Source organism: Pseudomonas putida, assembly GCA_029953615.1.
Taxonomy (GTDB): domain Bacteria; phylum Pseudomonadota; class Gammaproteobacteria; order Pseudomonadales; family Pseudomonadaceae; genus Aquipseudomonas.
Genome location: CP124529.1, coordinates 4,587,051 through 4,608,336 on the forward strand (window position 1 = coordinate 4,587,051; position 21,286 = coordinate 4,608,336).

The 21,286-nt window shown below is 65.7% G+C and carries 17 protein-coding genes; 16 read left to right on the forward strand and 1 reads right to left on the reverse strand.

Features of this window, described 5'->3' with window-relative positions:
• Positions 1 to 26: 26 nt before the first annotated feature.
• Positions 27 to 773 carry an enoyl-CoA hydratase gene (locus QIY50_21075; protein ID WGV19789.1) on the reverse strand — a complete coding sequence of 249 codons (747 nt, stop codon included), beginning with the start codon at positions 771 to 773 and terminating at the stop codon, positions 27 to 29.
• Between the two features lie 102 nt (positions 774 to 875).
• On the opposite strand from QIY50_21075, the gene QIY50_21080 reads away from it, so the two are divergent.
• From QIY50_21080 to QIY50_21155, 16 genes are all read left to right on the forward strand, one after another.
• Positions 876 to 1,520 carry a TetR family transcriptional regulator C-terminal domain-containing protein gene (locus QIY50_21080; GenBank protein WGV19790.1) on the forward strand — a complete coding sequence of 215 codons (645 nt, stop codon included), beginning with the start codon at positions 876 to 878 and terminating at the stop codon, positions 1,518 to 1,520.
• Between the two features lie 74 nt (positions 1,521 to 1,594).
• Complete coding sequence (locus QIY50_21085; GenBank protein WGV19791.1) at positions 1,595 to 2,311, forward strand: response regulator; 717 nt, start codon at positions 1,595 to 1,597, stop codon at positions 2,309 to 2,311.
• Complete coding sequence (locus QIY50_21090; GenBank protein ID WGV19792.1) at positions 2,308 to 3,084, forward strand: transporter substrate-binding domain-containing protein; 777 nt, start codon at positions 2,308 to 2,310, stop codon at positions 3,082 to 3,084. Before QIY50_21085 ends, QIY50_21090 begins: the two co-directional genes overlap by 4 nt.
• Positions 3,081 to 5,336: an ATP-binding protein gene (locus tag QIY50_21095; GenBank protein ID WGV19793.1), complete on the forward strand. Its 2,256-nt coding sequence runs from the start codon at positions 3,081 to 3,083 to the stop codon at positions 5,334 to 5,336. Before QIY50_21090 ends, QIY50_21095 begins: the two co-directional genes overlap by 4 nt.
• Before the next feature lie 217 nt (positions 5,337 to 5,553).
• Positions 5,554 to 6,960 carry an amino acid permease gene (locus QIY50_21100; GenBank protein ID WGV19794.1) on the forward strand — a complete coding sequence of 469 codons (1,407 nt, stop codon included), beginning with the start codon at positions 5,554 to 5,556 and terminating at the stop codon, positions 6,958 to 6,960.
• 235 nt (positions 6,961 to 7,195) lie between these two features.
• On the forward strand, positions 7,196 to 7,990 hold the full coding sequence (locus QIY50_21105) for an enoyl-CoA hydratase-related protein (GenBank protein WGV19795.1): 795 nt from the start codon (positions 7,196 to 7,198) through the stop codon (positions 7,988 to 7,990).
• Between the two features lie 33 nt (positions 7,991 to 8,023).
• On the forward strand, positions 8,024 to 9,184 hold the full coding sequence (locus QIY50_21110; protein ID WGV19796.1) for an acyl-CoA dehydrogenase family protein: 1,161 nt from the start codon (positions 8,024 to 8,026) through the stop codon (positions 9,182 to 9,184).
• 17 nt (positions 9,185 to 9,201) lie between these two features.
• Complete coding sequence (locus tag QIY50_21115) at positions 9,202 to 11,319, forward strand: acetate--CoA ligase family protein (GenBank protein ID WGV19797.1); 2,118 nt, start codon at positions 9,202 to 9,204, stop codon at positions 11,317 to 11,319.
• The gene (locus QIY50_21120; protein WGV19798.1) at positions 11,312 to 12,919 is read left to right on the forward strand and encodes a 5-guanidino-2-oxopentanoate decarboxylase; all 1,608 of its coding nucleotides are present in this window, start codon (positions 11,312 to 11,314) and stop codon (positions 12,917 to 12,919) included. The genes QIY50_21115 and QIY50_21120 overlap by 8 nt, the downstream gene beginning before the upstream one ends.
• Before the next feature lie 37 nt (positions 12,920 to 12,956).
• Positions 12,957 to 14,186, forward strand: a complete 1,230-nt coding sequence (gene alr / locus QIY50_21125) for an alanine racemase (protein ID WGV19799.1) — start codon at positions 12,957 to 12,959, stop codon at positions 14,184 to 14,186.
• Between the two features lie 23 nt (positions 14,187 to 14,209).
• Positions 14,210 to 15,400, forward strand: a complete 1,191-nt coding sequence (locus QIY50_21130; protein ID WGV19800.1) for a pyridoxal phosphate-dependent aminotransferase — start codon at positions 14,210 to 14,212, stop codon at positions 15,398 to 15,400.
• Positions 15,393 to 16,805, forward strand: coding sequence for an aldehyde dehydrogenase family protein (locus QIY50_21135; GenBank protein WGV19801.1), 1,413 nt, complete (start codon positions 15,393 to 15,395; stop codon positions 16,803 to 16,805). The genes QIY50_21130 and QIY50_21135 overlap by 8 nt, the downstream gene beginning before the upstream one ends.
• 43 nt (positions 16,806 to 16,848) lie before the next feature.
• On the forward strand, positions 16,849 to 17,550 hold the full coding sequence (locus QIY50_21140; GenBank protein WGV19802.1) for an NAD(P)H-dependent oxidoreductase: 702 nt from the start codon (positions 16,849 to 16,851) through the stop codon (positions 17,548 to 17,550).
• 236 nt (positions 17,551 to 17,786) lie between these two features.
• Complete coding sequence (locus tag QIY50_21145) at positions 17,787 to 18,890, forward strand: polyamine ABC transporter substrate-binding protein (GenBank protein WGV19803.1); 1,104 nt, start codon at positions 17,787 to 17,789, stop codon at positions 18,888 to 18,890.
• 35 nt (positions 18,891 to 18,925) lie between these two features.
• A complete protein-coding gene (locus tag QIY50_21150) occupies positions 18,926 to 20,338 on the forward strand; it encodes an aminotransferase (GenBank protein ID WGV19804.1) in 1,413 nt (470 codons plus the stop codon).
• A 53-nt stretch (positions 20,339 to 20,391) separates the two neighbouring features.
• Positions 20,392 to 21,222: a LuxR C-terminal-related transcriptional regulator gene (locus QIY50_21155; protein WGV19805.1), complete on the forward strand. Its 831-nt coding sequence runs from the start codon at positions 20,392 to 20,394 to the stop codon at positions 21,220 to 21,222.
• Positions 21,223 to 21,286: the final 64 nt, after the last annotated feature.

Sequence of the window (21,286 nt, forward strand, 5' to 3'; positions counted from 1 at the left end):
ATCTACACAGGGCCGCGTCAGCCCATTCAGTCTTTGATCAAGCCCCGCAACACCGCCCGCGCTTCTTCGGTGCGCAAGCACTCGATGAACAACCGGCTTTCCCGCGCCACTGTCGCCTCTAGCTCGGCCCGCTGGCCGTCCTTGAGCAGCCGCTTGCTGATACGCAGCGCCGCCTGTGGGTAGCCTTGCAGCTGTCGCGCCAGCTTGCGGGCTGCAGCCAGGCACTGTTCGCCATCCTCATGCAGTTCATTGGCAAGCCCCCAGGCCAGCATCTGTTCGCCGTCGAGCAACTCGTTTGCCAGCAGCAGGCGAGCCGCACGGGCATGGCCAAGCAAACGCGGCAGCAGCAGGCTGGAACCAAACTCCGGGCACACGCCCAACGGCGCGAAAGGGATGCGCAGCTTGGTCGTACGGCTGACCAGCACTTGGTCGCAATGCAACAGCAAGGTGGCACCGATGCCGATCGCCGCACCACTGACCGCGGCAATCAGCGGCTTGTCCAGGCCCATCACCACCCGCATCAGGCGGAACACCGGGCTGTCCAGGTCGGCGGGCGGGTTGTCGAGGAAGTCGCGCAAGTCATTGCCAGCGGTAAAGCAGTGCGGCCCACCGGTAATGATGATGGCCTCGACATCAGGGTCTTCACCTGCCGCCAGCAGCAGGTCGCCCAGCTGTTGGTACATGGCGGTGTTCAAGGCGTTGAGCTTGTCGGGGCGGTTGAAGGCCAGGGTCAGCAGGCCCTGGTCCAGGTCACGTGTGATCAGGTCGTTCATGGCAGCCGCTTTTGTTGTTGTGGGCTAGGGTGCCAAGGGTTTATCACGCAGTCTGGCTTGTTGTACAGTCGTTCAGTCCAACCCCTAGCCCGAGAGCCGCCGATGAACCAGGAAGCCCGCTACCACCGCATGCTACCGGAATTGCGCAAAGCCAACCTGGTCGAGGCGACCCTGGCATGCCTCAAGCGCCATGGCTTCCAGGGCGCGTCGATCCGCAAGATTTCGGCCGAGGCCGGGGTTTCGGTCGGGTTGATCAGCCATCACTACGCCGGCAAGGATGAGCTGGTTGCCGAAGCCTACATGGCGGTCACCGGCCGGGTGATGGGCCTGCTGCGCGAGGCCATGGCCCAGGCCGCGCCCAATGCCCGCGAACGGTTGTCGGCGTTCTTCCGCGCCTCGTTCTGCGCCGAGTTGCTCGACCCGCAATTGCTCGACGCCTGGCTGGCGTTCTGGGGCGCGGTGAAGACCGCCGAGGCGATCAACCAGGTGCATGACCATTCTTATGGAGAATACCGCAACGAACTGAGCGGGCTGCTGGCCACGCTGGCCGGGGAGGAGGGCTGGCAGGGCTTCGATGCCGACCTTGCGGCCATCAGCCTGAGTGCCTTGCTCGACGGCCTGTGGCTGGAGTCGGGGCTCAACCCCGGTACATTCACCCCCGAGCAGGGCGTGCTGATCTGCGAGGCCTGGGTCGATGGCCTGCAGGCCGGTGGCCGGCGCCGCTTCAGTCTGCCGGAGGGTTGTTGATCGCCTGTTCAGTAACGAGTACGCTGCTGTCGCGAGTGTGTAGAACAAACCAATAAAAAAAGAGACGACACGCAATGACGCCTCGGGTATTGATCGTCGATGACGATCCGCTTATTCGTGACTTGCTGCAGGCCTATCTGTCCCGGGAAGGCTATGACGTGCACTGCGCCGACACCGCGGAACAGGCCGAAGCCCTGCTCGGCAGCCAAGATGTCGACCTGGTGTTGCTGGATATCCGCCTGCCCGGCAAGGACGGCCTTACCCTGACCCGCGAGCTGCGGGTACGTTCGGAGGTGGGCATCATCCTCATCACGGGGCGCAACGACGACATCGACCGCATCGTCGGCCTGGAATGCGGCGCCGACGACTACGTGATCAAACCGCTCAACCCCCGCGAACTGGTATCCCGCGCCAAGAACCTGATCCGCCGCGTGCGCCATGCCCGTGAAGTACACCCGGCACCGGCCTGCGCGCAATCGCTGAAGCAGTTCGCCGACTGGGCGCTGGACACCGACCGCCGGCGGCTGATCGACGCCCGTGGCGGGCAGACACTGCTGACCCATGGCGAGTTTCAGCTGCTCAGCGTGTTTCTGCGTAACAGCGGCCACACCCTCAGCCGCGACCAGTTGATGGACCAGATCCGCAACCGCGAGTGGGTGCCCAACGACCGCTCCATCGACGTGCTGGTCGGCCGCTTGCGGCGCAAGCTGCACGACGACCCGGCCGAGCCCCAACTGATCATCACCATCCACGGCACCGGTTACCTGTTCACTGCCAGTGTGGCGGCATGACCCGCAGCGCCTGGGTGCTGGCCTTGGCATTGTTCGCCGTGCAAGCCAGCGCAGGGCAACCGGTGCGCTACTGCGACTACCCGGTGTACCCGCCGATTTCCTGGAGTGACGGCCACCAGGTGCGCGGCCTGGCCCCCACCGTGGTGCGAGAGCTGTTCGCGCGCATGGGCCATGAGGTGCAGACCGTGGTGCTGGGCAACTGGAAGCGTTGCCTGATGGACGCCGCCGCCGGGCGAGTGGACGTGGTGCTGGCCTATAACAGCGACCAGCGTGACCAGCGCATGCGCTTTTCCACGGTGCCGGTGGTGCGCGAGGAAGTGGCGGTGTTCTACAACCGCCTGCGGCCGGTGCAGTTCCAGCGCCTTGAGGACCTGGCCGGCTACCGCGGCGGCCTGCTGTACGGCGAAAGCTACGGCGCCGAGTTCGACCGCTTCGTCGCCCGCCACCAGAACATCGAACGGGTGTCGTCCAGCCAGCAGAACTTCGGCAAGCTGATCCGTGGGCGCATCGACTACGTGATCCAGGAGCGGCGCACCGGCCAGCTGTTCATCGAAAACCTGCCCGGGGCGCAGGACATCCGCGTATTGCCCACGGCCCTGAGCGTGGACTACTTGCGTGTTGCAGTATCACGGCAATCGCCATTGAGCCAGCATATGGATGAAATCGACGCGCAGCTGCGGCGCATGAACCAGGCCGGCGAGATCGAGCGCTGGCTGGAACAAAGCGAAGTGACCTACCGCGACATGATCAACCTGCCGGCGGATACCCGATGAACCACCGGCGCACCGATGGCCTGCTGCGCCGCCTGCTGCTGTTCATCCTGCTGTTCAGCCTGTGCTTCACGGTGCTGGCCAGCTCGGTGCAGCTGTACTTTGAATACCGCCGCGAAATGCGCGATATCGAGGCGCGCATGGCATTGATCCGCGCCGGCTACCTGGCCAGCCTTGAGCGCAGCCTGTGGGACCTGGACGAGGCCCAGCTGGATACGCAACTGCGCGGCCTGGTGGACTTTTCCGATGTCGCCCGGGTGCGCCTGGTCAGCGACGATTTCCAGCTGCTGCGCGGTGCCGCCGAGCCCAAGGGCCCGCTGCGCATCGAACGCTTCCCGCTCGATTACCAGCCGCCCTCGGGGCCGGCCAGGCACCTGGGCGAGCTGGAAGTGAGCATCGACCTGGGCGCAGTGCACCGGCGGCTGTATGCCACGGGCCTTGCCAGCCTGCTGTGGATGGGCGTGTTCCTGTGTGGCCTGGCGGTGGCGTTGTCGGGGCTGTTCTACCGCCTGGTCACCCGCCACCTGCAAGTGATGGCCGAGTTCGCCCGCCGTATTGGTGCCGGCCAGTGGCAGGAACCGTTGCGCCTGGGGCGCCGCCCGTCGACGCGCCCGGACGAGATCGACACCGTGGCCAATGCCCTGGATGACATGCGCCGCGCCATTCTCAGCGACATCGAGCGCCGCGAGCGCGACCGCCTGGCGCTGCAGGACAAGCGCGACGAGCTGCAGGCCATGGTCGAGCGGCGCACCGCCAGCCTGGCCCGGGCCAAGGACGAGGCCGAAGCCGCCAACCTGGCCAAGTCGCGCTTCCTGGCGACCATGAGCCACGAGCTGCGCACACCGCTCAACGGCATTCTTGGCATGGCCGAGCTGCTGCGCGGCGGCCGGCTGGAGGTGGCCGATCGCCAGCGCGTCGAGGCCTTGTACAAGGCCGGCGAGGGGCTGTTGGCGATTCTCAATGAAGTACTGTATTTCGCCCGGCTGGAGGAGGGCGATAGCCGCGCCGAGCTGGTCGGTTTTTCCCTGCGCCAGTTGTGCCAGGAAGTGCTGGCGCTGCTCGAACCCATGGCCAGGGACAACGGTGACACCCTGCAACTGAATATCGACGAGCAATTGGCCGAGTACCAGCACGGTGCCGAACAGTACCTGCGTCAGGTGCTCAGCAACCTGCTGGCCAACGCCATCAAGTTCACCGAACACGGCCAGGTGCGGCTTGCGGTGCAGGTACTGGCCAATGACCCGGGATCGCAGCGCTTGCGGGTGTCGGTCAGTGACAATGGCATCGGCATCGAACCGGCGGTACAGGCGAGGATATTCGACCGTTTCGTCCAGGCCAGCGAGGCAGTGGCCCGGCGCTATGGCGGCACCGGCCTGGGCCTGGCGATCTGCAAGCACCTGGTGGAAAAACTGGGGGGTAGCATTGGCCTGGACAGCGTGCAGGGGCAGGGCAGTTGCTTCTGGTTCGAGCTCGACCTGCCCCGCGGGCAGCCAGCGCTGGCCAGTTCGCCAGCGCCTTCGCCCCTGGCCAGCCTGGATATCCTGGTGGTCGAGGACGTGGCGTTGAACCGCGAGGTAGCCGGCGGGTTGCTGCTGCGCGATGGCCACAGGGTGAGTTTTGCCGAGGATGCCGGGCAGGCCCTGCAGGCCTGCGCACAGCGGCGCTTCGACCTGATCCTGCTCGACGTGCACCTGCCCGGCATGAGTGGGGTGGAATTGTGCCGGCAATTGCGTGCCACGCCCGGGCCGAACCGCCACAGCCGGGTCCTGGCGCTGACGGCCGGTGTGCAACCGGGGCAGGTGCCGGGTTATCTGGACGCTGGCATGCAGGGAGTGCTGGCCAAGCCCCTGCGGCTGGAAAACCTGCGCCAGGCGCTGGCCGAAGCGGCGGCGCCCACCGAAGTGGCGGGTGTTGATGGGGCAATGGACTGGTCGTTGCTGGACACCCACCGCTCGCTGCTGGGTGAGCAGAAGCTGCAAGGCCTGTTGAAGGTGCTGCGCCAGTCGCTGGAGCAGCACGCCACGGCGTTGGCCGAGGCGCTGGCAGCCCAGGACTTTACCGAAGTGCTGCACCTTGCCCACCGCCTGGCCGGCAGTTGCGACTCCCTGGGTTTTTCTGGCCTGGCTGAATTGTTGCGTCGCCTTGAAGACGCTGCCAGGCAGCACGACGAACAGGCATTGAAAGCGCTCGGCGAGCTGCTGGCCACCCAGCTTGCCCAGGCCCACGCCACCCTGGAACAGCTGATCCAGAGCTGACGTACAAAAAACTTACGACTTTTTACATCTTCGATCCGTTCGTACAACGGCACCTTACATCCGTTTCCAATAATCCATGGCAACCGTGTTGCACGCGGTCCATGAGGCTTATTGGAGACAAGAATAATGACATGCCGTAGCGCTCAGCCCCTCCTTCCCAACACTCCGCGCGGCACCCCCGCGTGGCCAGGCACCGGCCGCAAAGGCGAGGTGCGCCATGACTGACAACCGCGAAAAGATCCAGCTCACCCGCGCACTGAAAAGCCGGCACATCTTCATGCTGTCGCTGGGCGGGGTGATCGGCACCGGGCTGTTCATGGGCTCGGGCGTGACCATCAACCAGGGCGGCCCGGTAGGCGCGATCCTGGCGTACCTGGTCGCAGGTTTGCTGATGTACCTGGTGATGGTCTGCCTTGGCGAGCTTTCGGTGCAGATGCCGGTGTCCGGCTCGTTCCAGGCCCACGCCACCAAGTTCATCGGCCCTGCCACCGGCTTCATGATCGGCTGGGTGTACTGGATGAGCTGGGCCACCACCGTGGGCCTGGAGTTCACTGCCGCCGGCATGCTGATGACCCGCTGGTTCCCGGAGGTGCCGATCTGGTACTGGTCGGCGCTGTTCGTGGTCGTGCTGTTCGGGCTCAACGCCCTGGCCACCCGCGCCTTCGGCGAGGCGGAGTACTGGTTCTCGGGGATCAAGGTGGCGACCATCGTCGGCTTCATCATCATCGGCCTGCTGGTGATCTTCGGCGCCATCCCGCTGAGCAGCGGGGCGCCGGCACCGATGCTGGACAACCTGGTGGGCGAGTCGCTGTTCCCCCATGGCCTGTCGGCGGTGTTCGCGGTGATGATGACGGTGGTCTATGCCTTCCAGGGTTGCGAGATCATGGGGGTGGCCGCTGGCGAGACCGAGCACCCGGAAAAGAGCATCCCGCGGGCTGTGCGCAACGTGGTGTTCCGCGTGCTGATCTTCTACGTGCTGGCGATTGCCGTGCTCTCGGCCATCGTGCCGTTCGAACAGGCCGGGCTGATGGAAAGCCCGTTCGTGCAGGTGTTCGACATGGTCGGCATTCCCTTTGCCGCCGACCTGATGAACTTCGTGATCCTCACCGCCATCCTTTCGGTGGGCAACTCCGGGCTGTATGCCTCCACGCGCATCCTGTGGGCCATGTCGAAGAGCGGCATGGCGCCGAAGAGCCTGTCGCCGCTGAGCAAGCGTGGCGTGCCGTTGCGGGCGCTGAGCATCACCCTGTGCTTTGCGCTGATTTCGCTGATGACCAGTTTCATTGCCGCCGACACCCTGTTCATGGTGTTGATGGCGGTGAGTGGCATGTCCGGCACCGTGACCTGGATCGTCATTGCCCTGGCGCAGTACCGCTTCCGCAAAGTCTACCTGCGTGACGGTGGGCAACTGCAGGACCTGAAGTACAAGGCGCCGCTGTACCCGCTGGTGCCGCTGCTGTGCATCACCCTGTGCAGCTCGCTGTTCGTGTTCCTGGCGCTGGATGAAACCCAGCGGCCGTCGTTGTACTGGGGCTTTGGCTTCATTGCCCTGTGCTATGCGGCGTACTTCTTCGTCAACCGCCGTCGGCAGGGGGCCTTCGAGCCTAGTGCGCCGGGGGTTTGATGCCGTGGGGCGTTGGTTGTAAGTGTTGGCGAATTTATTGTCTGTGAGATCGAGCGCCGCGCGGGCGGCGCTCGATCTCCCTGGCAACGAAAATGCCATGCCGAAACAAAGCCGCGTAACAACAAAAACCGAGTTGTGCGAAGTTGTAACAGCCCATCCCGCCTTGCTGAACACTCGTTTAGTATCTCGCTCATCAAGCCCTCCCAAAACCATCACAACAACACCGAGGCCCCCCATGACCACCCCGTCGTCGTCACTGTTGAGCAAGGTCGAAGCCGGCGTTGCCTGGATTACCCTCAACCGCCCCGAGCAGCGCAATGCGCTGGACATCCCCACCCTCAAGCAACTGCACGCCCTGCTGGAAACCTGCAACAGCGACCCGGCCGTGCGCGTGGTGGTGCTGACCGGCAGCGGCCGCAGCTTCTGCGCCGGTGCCGACCTGGCCGAATGGGCCGCGGCCGAAGCCCAGGGGACGCTGGAAAGTTACGGCTGGACCGAAACCGCCCACGCCTTGATGTTGTGCCTGCACAGCCTGGACAAGCCCACCATCGCCGCCATCAACGGTACCGCCGTGGGCGGTGGCATGGACCTCAGCCTGTGCTGCGACCTGCGCATCGCCGCGGCCTCGGCGCGCTTCAAGGCCGGCTACACCAGCATGGGCTACAGCCCCGATGCAGGTGCCAGCTGGCACCTGCCACGGCTGATCGGCAGCGAGCAGGCCAAGCGCCTGTTGTTCCTCGATGAGCTGTGGGGTGCCGAACGTGCCTTGGCGGCCGGGCTGGTCAGCGAAGTCTGCGCCGACGAGCAACTACCCGCCGTAGCCGCCGAGCTGGCCGGGCGCCTGGCCAACGGCCCCACATTTGCCTACGCGCAGACCAAGCGGCTGATCCGCGATGGCGCGCTGCGCACCCTGGCCGAGCAGCTGGAAGCCGAGCGCCAGGCCGGCCTGCTGTGTGGCCGCAGCCAGGACGGTGCCGAGGCGTTGCAAGCGTCGGTGGAACGCCGCGCACCCCGTTTCACCGGCCAGTAACCCGATAACCGACCCTCACCAGGACCTTCGCAGATGAATTTCCAACTGACCCAAGAACAAGAAATGTTGGTGGAAGCGGTACGCAGCTTTGTCGTCAAGGAGCTGCTGCCCCATGAGGAGGCGGTGGACCGCGCCGATGCCGTATCGCCCGAGCTGGCTGCGCAGATCCGCGGCAAGGCGATCGCTGCCGGGTTCTATGCCTTCAACATGCCCGAGGAGGTCGGCGGCGGTGGCCTGGATTACCTGTCCCAGGCGCTGATCGAGCGCGAGCTGTCCAAGGTGTCCTGGGCCCTGCACGTGTTCGTTGCGCGGCCGTCGAAAATCCTCATGGCCTGCAAGGACGAGCAGGTCAACGACTACCTGTTGCCCTGTGTGCAGGGCGAGAAGATCGACTGCTTTGCCCTCACCGAGCCGGGTGCCGGCTCCGATGCCAACGCCATCAAGACCCGCGCCGTGCGCCAGGGTGACGACTTCTTGATCAACGGCAGCAAGCACTTCATCAGCCATGCCGGCCACGCCGATTTCGCCATCGTCTTCGCTGTCACCGATACCTACGAGCACAACGGGCGCAAGCGCAATGCGGTAACGGCCTTCCTGGTCGACCGTGGCACGCCGGGCATGACCATTCGCCGCGGCCCCAAGTGTGTGAGCAACCGTGGCTACCACACCTACGAGCTGTTCTTCGACGACTGCCGGGTACCGGCCAGCAAGGTGCTGGGCGAGGTCGGCAAGGGCTGGGAGGTGGCCAACGCCTGGCTCACCGCCGGCCGGGTGATGGTCGCCGCCAACTGCGTGGGCCAGGCCCAGCGTGCCCTCGACCTGTCGCTGCAATGGGCCGCCGACCGCAAGCAGTTCGGCCAGGCCATCGGCAGCTACCAGGGTGTGTCGTTCAAGCTGGCCGACATGGCCACGCAGATTCGCGCCGCGGAAATGCTCACCCTGCACACCGCCTGGAAGATGGACCAGGGCAGCATGACCGACGGCGAGGCCGGCATGGCCAAGCTGTTCGCCAGCGAGGTGCTGGGCAAGGTTGCCGACGAAGCCGTGCAGATCTTTGGCGGCATGGGCCTGATGGATGAAGGGCCGGTCGAGCGCATCTGGCGCAACGCACGCATCGAGCGCATCTGGGAAGGCACCTCGGAAATCCAGCGGCACATCATCGCCCGCGAACTGCTGCGCCCGCTGCTGCGCTGAGCGCCAGGAGAACACCCATGTCGCATTCGATTCGTGACAACCTCAAGCGCCTGCTGGCACCTCGGCACCTGGCTTTCGTCGGCGGGCGCAGCATGGCGCGGGCGCTCAAGCGCTGCGCCGAAGGGGGCTTTGGCGGCGAGCTGTGGCTGGTCAACCCACAGCATGCCAGCCTCGAAGGCATCCCCTGTGTAGCGCGGGTGGCCGACTTGCCCTGTGCGCCGGACGCTGTGTTCATCGCCACCAACCGCGAGCTGACCCTGCAGTGCGTTGCCGAGCTGGCCGCACGCGGCGCCGGTGGTGCCATCTGCTACGCCTCGGGCTTTGCCGAAAGCGGCGAGGAAGGCCGTGAGTTGCAGCAACGCCTGCTCGCTGCCGCCGGCAACATGGCCTTGCTCGGCCCCAATTGCTACGGCCTGCTCGACTACCTGCACGGCGCTGCCCTGTGGCCGGTGGCCCACGGTGGCCAGCAGGTGGAGAAGGGCGTGGCGATCCTCACCCAGAGCGGCAACTTCGCCTACAACCTGTCGATGAGCGACCGCTCGCTGCCGGTGGCCTACATGGCCTCGGTCGGCAACCAGGCGCAACTGGGCGTGGCCGAGCTGATGGACGTGCTGCTCGACGACCCCCGGGTAACCGCCATCGGCCTGCACCTGGAAGGCCTGAAGAACGTGCCCGGTTTCGCCCGTGCCGCCTGCAGGGCATTGCAGCAGGGCACGCCGATCATTGCGCTGAAGACCGGCGTGTCGCAGATCGGCGCTGAACTGGCGCTCAGCCATACCAGCTCGCTGTCCGGCTCCGATGCCTTGTACGACAGCCTGTTCCAGCGCCTGGGGGTGATTCGCGTCAGTGGCCCGGTGAGCTTTGTTGAAACCCTCAAGGCCGCCGCCTGTGGACGCTTGCCGGTGAATGGCGAGCTGATCGCCCTGGCTTGCTCCGGTGGCGATGCCGGCTTGATCGCCGACTATGCCGAGCGCAACCAGCTGGTCCTGCCGAAGCTCGAACACGGGCAGGTGGCACAGTTGGCCGAGGTGTTGCCGGCCTATGCCAACCTGGTCAACCCGCTGGATTTCACTACCGCCATCTGGGGTGATGCAACGGCCCTGCAACGCATGCTCGACAGCACCCTGAGCGGCGCAGCCGACGCGGCCATGCTGGTACTGGATTACCCGGCGGCGTTCACTGGCGAACGCAAGGAATGCGACCTGTTGCTGGCGCTGTACTGCGATGCACTGGAACGCCACGGCAAGATCGGTTTCGTCACCTCGGCATTCCCCGAGCTGTTGCCCGCCTGCGCGCGCGCGCGCTTGCACGCGCGTGGCATCGCCGCCCTGCAGGGCGTGGAGGATGGCCTGGCAGCCTGGGGCCGCATCGTCGCCTACCAGCGCAACCGCCAGCGGCTGCTGGAACAGGGCGAGGCTGCGCGGGTGCCACTGTGCCCGCAGGCTCTCCCAGGCGAGAGCCGCCTGCTGGACGAGTGGCAGTCCAAGCAAGCCCTGCGCGCCTTCGGCCTGCCGGTACCGGCCGGGGTGTTGAGCACACCCGAGCGCGCCGTGGCAGACGCCGCCCGCGTTGGCTACCCGCTGGTATTGAAGGCGGTCAGCGCGCAACTGCCGCACAAGACCGAAGCCGGTGCGGTAGCGCTGAACCTGCGCGATGCAGCCGCCCTCGAGCATGCGCTGATGCAGATGCGCCAGCGCATCGCCGTCTACGCCCCGCAGGTAGCGTTCGATCAGGTGCTGCTCGAGCCGATGGCCGAGCCGCCGCTGGCCGAACTGATCGTCGGCATCAAGCGCGAGCATGACTTCGCTCTGGCTTTGGTGATTGGTGCCGGTGGGGTGCTGGTCGAGCTGCTCAAGGACAGCGTCAGCCTGTTGCTGCCGACCACCGACAATGCCATCCGTGCCGCACTGCTCAGCCTGCGCAGCGCCAGCCTGCTGCAAGGCTTCCGTGGCCGCCCGGCTGCCGACCTCGACGCACTGGTTGCGGCAATCCGCGCGGTGGCCGACTACGCCTGCGAAAACGCCGGGCAACTGCTGGAGCTGGATGTGAACCCATTGATGGTCGGTGCCCACGGCACCATCGCGGTCGACGCGCTGATCCGCCTCGGCCAGGCGCAAGGAGAACGACATGAATAAGCACACCTGGACCGCCGGCCAGGCGTTGGTGCGCCTGCTGGCCAACTACGGCGTGGAAACGGTATTCGGCATCCCCGGCGTGCACACCCTGGAGCTGTACCGCGGCCTGCCGGGCAGCGGCATCCGCCATGTGCTGACCCGCCACGAGCAGGGCGCCGGCTTCATGGCCGACGGCTATGCCCGGATAAGCGGCAAACCGGGGGTGTGCTTCGTCATTACCGGCCCGGGCGTGACCAATGCCGCCACCGCCATCGGTCAGGCCTATGCCGACTCCATCCCGATGCTGGTGATTTCCAGCGTCAACCATACTGCCAGCCTGGGCAAGGGCTGGGGCTGCCTGCACGAGACCCAGGACCAGCGCGCCATGACCGCGCCGATTACCGCCTTTTCCGCCGTGGCCCTGCGCGGCGACGACCTGCCCGAACTGATTGCCCGCGCCTGGGCCGTGTTCGACAGCGAACGGCCGCGCCCGGTGCACATTTCGGTGCCGCTGGACGTTCTGGCCGCGCCGGTCAGCCGTGACTGGAGCGATGAGGTGGTGCGCCGCCCCGGCCGTGGCCAGCCGTGCCGCGACATCCTCGACCAGGCCGCCGTGAAGCTGGCCGCCGCCAAGCGCCCGATGATCATTGCCGGTGGCGGGGCATTGCACGCGGCCGAGCAGCTGCAGCAACTGAGCACCCGGCTGGCAGCCCCACTGTTCACCAGCGTGGCCGGCAAGGGCCTGCTGCCAGCGGACGCGCCGCTGAATGCCGGCGCCAGCCTGTGCGTCGAACCCGGCTGGCAACTGATCAGCCAGGCCGATGTGGTGCTGGCAGTGGGTACCGAAATGGCTGATACCGACTTCTGGCGCGAGCGCCTGCCGATCAGCGGCGAGCTCCTGCGGGTGGACATCGACCCGCGCAAGTTCAACGACTTCTACCCATGTGCCATTGCCCTGCATGGCGATTCCCGGCAAACCCTGGCCGGCCTGCTCGAGCACCTGCCAGCGCTGAACCGCGACCCGGCCCAGGCCAGCGAAGCAGTGGCCAACCTGCGCCAGGCCATTCGCAGCGGGCATGCGCCGCTGCAGGCCGTGCATCAGGCAATCCTCGATCGCATTGCCGCCGTGCTGCCCGACAATGCCTTCATCAGCAGCGACATGACCCAGTTGGCCTACACCGGCAACTACGCTTTCGCCAGCCGGGCGCCGCGCAGCTGGCTGCACCCCACCGGCTACGGCACCCTCGGCTACGGCCTGCCGGCCGGCATCGGCGGCATGTTCGCCAGCGACCAGCGCCCAGGCCTGGTACTGGTAGGCGATGGCGGCTTCCTCTATACCGCCCAGGAACTGGCCACGGCAGTCGAGGAACTGGAGCGACCGTTTGTCGTGCTGTTGTGGAACAATGACGCCCTCGGCCAGATCCGCGACGACATGCTCGGCCTGGACATCGAGCCGGTCGGCGTACTGCCGCGCAACCCGGATTTCATCGGCCTGGCCCGTGCCTTCGGTTGCACGGTGCGCCAGCCGCGTGACCTGGACGCGCTGCAGGCCGATCTGGCCAGCGGTTTCGCCACCCCCGGCGTCACCTTTATCGAACTCAAACACACCTGCGTCTGCTAAGCCGCAGACACCACGAACAACAACAAGAGAAATCACCATGCCATTTCGCCGTACCCTCCTGGCTGCATCCCTCGCTCTGCTGATCACCGGCCAGGCCCCGCTGTACGCCGCACCGCCCCTGTCGATGGACAACGGCACCACGGCCCTGACCGTGCAGAACAGCAACGCCTGGGTCGAAATCAGCGCCGGCGCCCTGCAACACAACATCCGTACCTTGCAGGCCGAGCTGGGCGGCAAGTCCAAGCTGTGCGCGGTGCTCAAGGCCGACGCCTATGGCCACGGTATCGGCCTGGTCATGCCGTCGATCATCGCCCAGGGCGTGCCCTGCGTGGCGGTGGCCAGCAACGAGGAGGCGCGCGTGGTCCGCGCCAGCGGCTTCACCGGGCAACTGGTGCGGGTACGTCTGGCCAACGTCAGCGAAGTAGAAGATGCCCTGCAGTACGACATGGAAGAGCTGGTCGGCAGCGCCGAGTTCGCCCGCCAGCTCGATGCCATCGCCGAACGCCACGGCAAGACCCTGCGCATTCATTTGGCGCTCAACTCCAGTGGCATGAGCCGCAACGGCGTGGAAATGACCACCTGGTCCGGCCGGGGTGAGGCGCTGCAGGTCACCGACCAGAAGCACCTCAAGCTGGTCGCGCTGATGACCCACTTCGCCGTGGAAGACAAGGACGATGTGCGCAAAGGCCTGGTAGCGTTCAACGAGCAGACCGACTGGCTGATCAAGCACGCGAAACTTGATCGCAGCAAGCTCACCCTGCACGCCGCCAACTCCTTCGCTACGCTGGAAGTGCCGGAAGCGCGCCTGGACATGGTGCGCACCGGCGGCGCGCTGTTCGGCGACACCGTGCCGACGCATACCGAATACCAACGTGTCATGCAGTTCAAGTCGCACGTGGCTGCGGTGCATAGCTACCCGGCAGGCAACACCGTCGGCTATGACCGCACCTTCACCCTGGCGCGTGATTCGCGCCTGGCCAACATCACCGTGGGTTACTCCGATGGTTACCGCCGGGTGTTCACCAACAAGGGCCATGTGCTGATCAACGGCCACCGAGTGCCAGTGGTGGGCAAGGTGTCGATGAACACCTTGATGGTCGATGTCACCGATTTCCCCGATGTGAAGGGGGGCAACGAAGTGGTGCTGTTCGGCAAGCAGGCCGGGGGGGAGATCACCCAGGCCGAGATAGAAGAAATCAACGGCGCGTTGCTCGCCGACCTCTACACCGTATGGGGCAGTTCCAACCCGAAGATTCTCGTCGACTGAAACCGCCATGAAGGGAGATTGCCATGCGCTACGCCAAGCTCACTCAACGCATCGCCGGCGACGGGGCTGCCGCCTGGGACATCCACTACCGCGCCCTGGCGCTGCAGGCCGAGGGCAAGGATATCCTGCTGCTGTCGGTGGGTGACCCGGACTTCGACACCCCCGCGCCGATCGTCGAGGCGGCCATCGACAGCCTGCTTGCCGGCCATACCCATTACGCCGATGTGCGCGGCAAGCTGGCGCTGCGCCAGGCAATCGCCAATCGCCACTTCCAGCGTAGCGGCCAGGCCGTCGATGCCGACCAGGTGACGGTGCTGGCGGGGGCCCAGTGTGCGCTGTACTGCGTGGCCCAGTGCGTGCTCGACCCGGGTGACGAGGTGATTGTCGCCGAGCCCATGTACGTTACCTACGAGGCGGTGTTCGGGGCCTGTGGCGCCAAGGTGGTGCCAGTGCCGGTCAAGCCGGAGAACGGCTTTCGGGTGTGCCCGCGTGACGTGGCTGCGCGCATCACCCCGCGTACCCGCGCCTTGGCCCTGAACAGCCCGCACAACCCCTCGGGGGCGAGCCTGCCGCGCGCTACCTGGGAGGCGCTGGCCGAACTGTGCATCGCCCACGATCTGTGGCTGATCTCCGACGAGGTGTACAGCGAGCTGCTGTACGACGGCGAGCATGTCAGCCCTGGCAGCCTGCCGGGCATGGCCGAGCGCACCGCCACCCTCAACAGCCTGTCGAAGTCGCATGCCATGACCGGGTGGCGGGTGGGCTGGGTAGTAGGTTCGACCGAGCTGGCCGCCCACCTGGAAAACCTCGCCTTGTGCATGCTGTACGGTTCGCCGGACTTCATCCAGGATGCCGCCGTGGTGGCGCTGGAGCAGCAACTGCCGGAACTGGATGTTATGCGCGAAGCCTATCGTCAGCGTCGCGACCTGGTGTGCGAGCAGTTGGCCGACTGCCCGGGCATCAAGGTGCTCAAGCCCGATGGCGGTATGTTCGTGATGGTCGATATCCGTGAGACCGGCGTATCTGCCCAGACCTTTGCGGACTACCTGTTGGACAGCCAGGGCGTGTCGGTGCTTGCCGGCGAAGCGTTCGGCCCCAGCGCTGCCGGGCATATCCGCCTGGGCCTGGTGCTGGGCAATGCGGAGCTGATCGATGCCTGCCGACGCATCGCCTGCTGTGCCGACGAACTGAAACGGGACTACGGCCATGCGTGAGTATGCGCGGCTGTACATCGACGGCGCCTGGCAGGTGCCGAGCGGGCAGGGCATGGCCGAGGTGATCGATCCGGCCACCGAACAGGCCATCGGCCGGGTGCCGCTGGGCGCCGAGGCCGATGTCGAACGGGCGGTGATGGCTGCGCGGCGGGCCTTCGATGGCTGGTCGCGCACACCGTCCAGCGTACGCGCCGGGTACATAACGGCGCTGGCTGCACAGCTGAAGCGCCGCGCGGCGGAAATGGCCTCGCTCATCACCGACGAGCTGGGCATGCCGGTGCAGTGGTGCCAGGCGGTACAGGTCGAGGGCCCGATCGCCGGGCTGGAGCAGTACGCCGAACTGGCCGGGCTGATGGAGCAGGTGCGCGAAGTCGGCAACTCGCTGGTGTACCGCGAGGCCGTTGGCGTGTGCGCCTTCATCAACCCGTGGAACTACCCGCTGCACCAGATGATCGGCAAGCTGGCGCCGGCCCTGGCCGCCGGCTGCACGGTGGTGGTCAAGCCCAGCCAGGAAACGCCGCTGCATGCCTTCATGCTGGCCGAGATGATCGAGGCCATCGGCTTGCCGGCCGGGGTGTTCAACCTGGTCAGCGGGCCGGGGGCCAAGGTGGGTGAGGCCCTGGCCCGGCACCCGCAGGTGGACATGGTGTCGTTCACCGGCTCCACCGGTGCCGGGGTGCGCGTGGCCCAGGCGGCCGCGCCTACGGTGAAACGGGTGTGCCTGGAGCTGGGTGGCAAATCACCCCTGCTGATCACTGCCGACGCCGACCTGCACGCGGCGGTGCGCCATGGGGTGCAGGATGTGATGGTTAATTCGGGGCAGACCTGCACGGCCCTGACCCGCATGCTGCTGCCGGCCAGCCGCTACGCCGAGGCGCTGGAGATCGCCGAGGCCGAGACCCGCGCGCTGGTCATGGGCGACCCGCGTGACCCTGCCAGCTTCCTCGGGCCGATGTGTTCGGCAGGCCAGCGGCGCACCGTGCTCGACTACATTCGCCTGGGGCAGGAGGAGGGCGCGCGCCTGCTGTGCGGCGGTGATGCAGCCGGCTTCGAACGCGGCTTCTATGTGGCGCCGACGTTGTTCGCCGATGTCGACAACCGCATGCGCATCGCCCAGGAGGAAATCTTCGGCCCGGTGCTGTGCCTGATCCCTTATGCCGACGAGGCCCAGGCGCTGGCCCTGGCCAACGATTCGCCGTTCGGCCTGTCCAGCGCGGTGTGGGCCGGCAGCCGCGAGCACGGCCTGGCCCTGGCACGGCAGATACGCGCCGGGCAGTGCTTCATCAACGGTGGCGGGTTCAACTACCAGGCACCGTTCGGTGGCTACAAGCAGTCGGGCAACGGGCGCGAGTGGGGCGAGGAGGGGCTGGCGGAGTTCGTCGAGGTGAAAGCGGTGCAGTGCTGAGCCACAGCTGGAAGACAACCTGTTTTGTGTGAGGAGAAAGTTTGTGAATGTACTGATCGTCCACGCTCACCCCGAGCCGCAATCGTTCACTGCTGCCCTGCGTGACCAGGCCGTGGAAACCTTCCGCGCCCAGGGCCACCAGGTGCAGGTCAGCGACCTGTACGCCATGGGCTGGAACCCGGTGGCCAGTGCCGATGATTTCAGCCAGCGCGAGAACCCCGAATACCTGGTGTATGCCCTGGAGCAGCGCCAGGGGGTCAAGCGCGGCGCCATTGCCGCGGACATCCAGCAAGAGCTGGACAAGCTGCTGTGGGCCGACTTGCTGGTGCTGAACTTCCCGATCTTCTGGTTCTCGGCGCCGGCCATGCTCAAGGGCTGGATCGACCGGGTGCTGGTGTCGGGGGTGTGCTATGGCGGCAAGCGCTTCTACGACCAGGGCGGGTTGGCGGGCAAGAAAGCGCTGGTGACCGTGACCCTGGGCGGGCGCGAGCACATGTTTGGCGACGGGGCGATTCATGGGCCGCTGGAGGACATGCTGCGGCCGATTTTGCGCGGCACGCTGGCCTATGTCGGCTTCGAGGTGCTGCCGCCGTTCGTGGCCTGGCATGTGCCATATATCAGCGACGAGGCGCGGCAGGCGTTTTTGCAGCAGTACCGGCAGCGCCTGGAGCAGCTTTCGGACGATCAGCCGCTGGTATTCCCGCGCCTTGAGCAGTTCGACGAGGCACTGTACCCACTGGCGTGATTGCCTGTACTGGCCTCATCGCCGGCAAGCCAGCTCCCACAGGGAAAATCACAGGGCTTCAGGACTGTGGAGAACCTGTGGGAGCTGGCTTGCCGGCGATTGGGCCTGTGGCCTTGATACAAATTTCACCTGCCAAAAAACGACCACCCACACATTCGGGGTATGTTCCCCTTCGGCAAATCCCTCGATAGTGCCCCCATCGGCTCGATCCCGAGCACTCACACGATGGAGTTGCCATGCGCAAGGTACTGAAGGTGATTGGCGGTCTGCTGCTGGCGTCTGGCGCCAGCCTGGCCCAGGCGGCAGAGGTGGACAGCGGTAACACGTTGCGGTTGTACAACTGGACCGATTACATCGGCGAAACCACCCTGGCCGACTTCGAGAAGGCCACCGGCATCAAGGTCATCTACGACACTTTCGACGGCTACGAAACGGTACAGACCAAACTGCTCACCGGCCGCTCCGGCTACGACCTGGTGATGCTCAACGCTTCCCTGGTACCCCCGCTGATCAGCGCCGGGGTGTTCCAGGCGCTGGACAAGCAGCAATTGCCCAGCTGGCATAACCTCGACCAGCAGGTGGTGAACAACCTGCAAGGTTACGACCCCGGCCTGAAATACTCGGCGCCCTACACCTGGGGCAGCTCGGGGGTGACCTACAACGTCGACAAGATCACCGCACGCATGCCCGACGCCCCCATCGGCTCGCTGGCCATGCTGTTCGACCCCAGGATCGTCTCGCGCTTCGCCGACTGCGGCGTCACCCTGATGGACGCACCGACCGAAGTCATCCCGCTGGCCTTGCAGTACCTGGGCAAGGACCCCCGCAGCGCATCGCCGGCCGACCTCAAGGCGGCCGAACAACTGCTGCTAGGCATTCGCCCGTACATTCGCAAGTTCGACTCGGTCAACTACCTCACCAGCCTGCCCAATGGCGATGTCTGCCTGGCCCTGACCTGGTCCGGTGACTACGCCACCGCCCAGGCCCGCGCGGTGGAAGCGAAAAAGGACATCAAGCTGTCGTTCTTCATCCCCCAGGAAGGCTCGCTGATCTGGTTCGACAATCTGTACATCCCCAAGGATGCGCCGCACGCGGCCAACGCCCACCGCTTCATCGAGTTCCTGCTGCAGCCGCAGACCATGGCCAAGGTCACCGACTACATCCACTACGCCAACAGTAACGCCGCCGCCACTGCGCTGGTGCGGGACGAGATCCGCCAGGACCCGGCCATCTACCCCGACGCGCAAACCCGCGAGCGCCTGTTCGCGCAGAAAACCCAGAGCCCGAAGGACATGCGCGCCATCACCCGGGTATGGAGCACGGTCAAGACCGGTTTCTGAACACTGCCCAACGATCACTGCCAAGGAGCTGCCCCATGGCCACCCCAAGCAAAGCATCCAGCGTTGCCCACGACCCGCTGGTGGAAGCCGACAAGGCCCACTACATGCATGGCTACCATGTGTTCGACGAGCACCGCGAGCAAGGCGCGCTGAACATCGTTGCCGGCGAGGGCGCCTACATCCGTGATACTCACGGCAACCGCTTCCTCGATGCCGTCGGCGGCATGTGGTGCACAAACATCGGCCTGGGGCGCGAGGAAATGGCCCTGGCCATCGCCGACCAGGTACGCCAGCTGGCCTATTCAAACCCGTTCTCCGACATGGCCAACGATGTGGCCATCGAGCTATGCCAGAAGCTTGCGCAGCTGGCACCGGGCGATCTCGACCATGTGTTCCTCACCACCGGTGGCTCGACCGCGGTCGACACCGCCTACCGGCTGATCCAGTACTACCAGAACTGCCGTGGCAAGCCGCACAAGAAGCACATCATCGCCCGCTACAACGCCTACCACGGCTCCACCACGCTGACCATGTCGATCGGCAACAAGGCCGCAGACCGGGTGCCGGAGTTCGATTATCACCACGACCTGATCCACCACGTTTCCAACCCCAACCCATATCGTGCGCCGCACGACCTGGACGAGGCCGAGTTCCTCGACTTCCTGGTGGCCGAGTTCGAGGACAAGATCCTCTCGCTGGGGGCTGACAACGTGGCGGCGTTCTTCGCCGAGCCGATCATGGGTTCGGGTGGGGTGATCATTCCGCCCAAGGGCTACTTCCAGCGCATGTGGCAGCTGTGCCAGACATACGACATTCTGTTCGTCGCCGACGAAGTGGTGACCTCGTTCGGGCGCCTGGGCACCTTTTTCGCCAGCGAGGAACTGTTCGGCGTCACCCCCGACATCATCACCACGGCCAAGGGCCTGACCTCGGCCTACCTGCCGCTCGGGGCGTGCATCTTCTCCGAGCGCATCTGGCAGGTGATCGCCGAGCCGGGCAAGGGCCGCTGTTTCACTCACGGCTTCACCTACAGTGGCCACCCGGTGTGCTGCACTGCGGCGCTGAAGAACATCGAGATCATCGAGCGCGAGCATTTGCTGGCGCATGTCAAGGACGTCGGCGGCTACCTGGAGCAGCGCCTGCAAAGCCTGCGCGAGCTGCCGTTGGTGGGGGACGTGCGCTGCATGAAGCTGATGGCCTGTGTCGAGTTCGTTGCCGACAAGGCCAGCAAGGCGCTGTTCGCCGACGAGGTGAACATCGGCGAACGCATCCACAGCAAGGCCCAGGCCAAAGGGCTGCTGGTGCGGCCGATCATGCACCTGAACGTGATGTCGCCGCCGTTGATCATCACCCATGCGCAAGTGGACGAGATCGTCGAAACCCTGCGCCAGTGCATCCTCGAAACCGCGCGCGAACTCACGGTGCTTGGCCTGTATCAGGGGCGATGAAGCTGGCGCAAAGGGCTGTGCGCGGGCGTGCCTGGCAGGCTAGACTGCCGGGCATGACCCAGGCCTCTCCCGACACTCCGCTTACCCTTTCACTGGGCGCGCTGCAGCAATGGCATGCGGCGCTGCAGCGCGCATTGGCCCACAGCGAAACGCCCGAGGCGCTGGCGCATGTGGCGGCCGCCATCGGCCAGCTGGTGCAGGTGGAATCGATGATGATCAGCCTCGAGTGCCAGGGGCGGGCACCGCAACTGCTGTACCAGCAAGGCATCCCCGAGCTGCACCGCGCCGCCGTGCTGGAGCGCTACTTCAGTGCCGGCTATCTGCTCGACCCGTTCTGCCTGGCCGTGCAGAGCGGCCTGGCCGAGGGCTTCTACCACTTGCAGGAAATCGCCCCGGACAACTTCTTCGATAGCGACTACTACAAGGCCTACTACCTGGGTACCGGTTGCAGTGAAGACAGCTACTACATCGTCGACCTCAGCGCTGGCCGCAAGTTGTCGTTGAGCCTGTTCCAGGGTTGTAGCGGCACGCGCCTGAGCGCCGGGCAGATCGACCTGCTGCGGGCACTGGAGCCGATGGTGCGTGAACTGCTGGGGCGCTACGCGCGGCATCATCTGCAGCCCGGCCCGGCGGCCGAGCGTGGCAGCCTGCAGGCGGCGTTCGACAGTTTCGGCTGCCAGGTACTGACCGACCGTGAGCGGGAGGTGGCGCACATGATCCTGCGGGGGCATTCGGTGAAGTCCACCGCGCTGGAGCTGGGCATCTCGCCGGAAACCGTGCGCATGCACCGCAAGAACCTGTACCTGAAGCTGGAGATAAACTCGCAGTCGGAGTTGTTTGCGCGCTTTATCGACTGGCTGCGCGGTGATCACCTCGAACGTTAGAAGCTAATGCGATCGCTGTGGGAGCGGGCGTGTCGAGGCGTCGAACCGCCGCGAACACGGGCGA

Bases quoted from the DNA above. Each gene is read 5' to 3' on its own strand.
- QIY50_21075 (WGV19789.1), bottom strand. From the start codon at position 773: ATGAACGACCTGATCACACGTGACCTGGACCAGGGCCTGCTGACCCTG.
- QIY50_21080 (WGV19790.1), top strand. From the start codon at position 876: ATGAACCAGGAAGCCCGCTACCACCGCATGCTACCGGAATTGCGCAAA.
- QIY50_21085 (WGV19791.1), top strand. From the start codon at position 1,595: ATGACGCCTCGGGTATTGATCGTCGATGACGATCCGCTTATTCGTGAC.
- QIY50_21090 (WGV19792.1), top strand. From the start codon at position 2,308: ATGACCCGCAGCGCCTGGGTGCTGGCCTTGGCATTGTTCGCCGTGCAA.
- QIY50_21095 (WGV19793.1), top strand. From the start codon at position 3,081: ATGAACCACCGGCGCACCGATGGCCTGCTGCGCCGCCTGCTGCTGTTC.
- QIY50_21100 (WGV19794.1), top strand. From the start codon at position 5,554: ATGACTGACAACCGCGAAAAGATCCAGCTCACCCGCGCACTGAAAAGC.
- QIY50_21105 (WGV19795.1), top strand. From the start codon at position 7,196: ATGACCACCCCGTCGTCGTCACTGTTGAGCAAGGTCGAAGCCGGCGTT.
- QIY50_21110 (WGV19796.1), top strand. From the start codon at position 8,024: ATGAATTTCCAACTGACCCAAGAACAAGAAATGTTGGTGGAAGCGGTA.
- QIY50_21115 (WGV19797.1), top strand. From the start codon at position 9,202: ATGTCGCATTCGATTCGTGACAACCTCAAGCGCCTGCTGGCACCTCGG.
- QIY50_21120 (WGV19798.1), top strand. From the start codon at position 11,312: ATGAATAAGCACACCTGGACCGCCGGCCAGGCGTTGGTGCGCCTGCTG.
- alr (WGV19799.1), top strand. From the start codon at position 12,957: ATGCCATTTCGCCGTACCCTCCTGGCTGCATCCCTCGCTCTGCTGATC.
- QIY50_21130 (WGV19800.1), top strand. From the start codon at position 14,210: ATGCGCTACGCCAAGCTCACTCAACGCATCGCCGGCGACGGGGCTGCC.
- QIY50_21135 (WGV19801.1), top strand. From the start codon at position 15,393: ATGCGTGAGTATGCGCGGCTGTACATCGACGGCGCCTGGCAGGTGCCG.
- QIY50_21145 (WGV19803.1), top strand. From the start codon at position 17,787: ATGCGCAAGGTACTGAAGGTGATTGGCGGTCTGCTGCTGGCGTCTGGC.
- QIY50_21150 (WGV19804.1), top strand. From the start codon at position 18,926: ATGGCCACCCCAAGCAAAGCATCCAGCGTTGCCCACGACCCGCTGGTG.
- QIY50_21155 (WGV19805.1), top strand. From the start codon at position 20,392: ATGACCCAGGCCTCTCCCGACACTCCGCTTACCCTTTCACTGGGCGCG.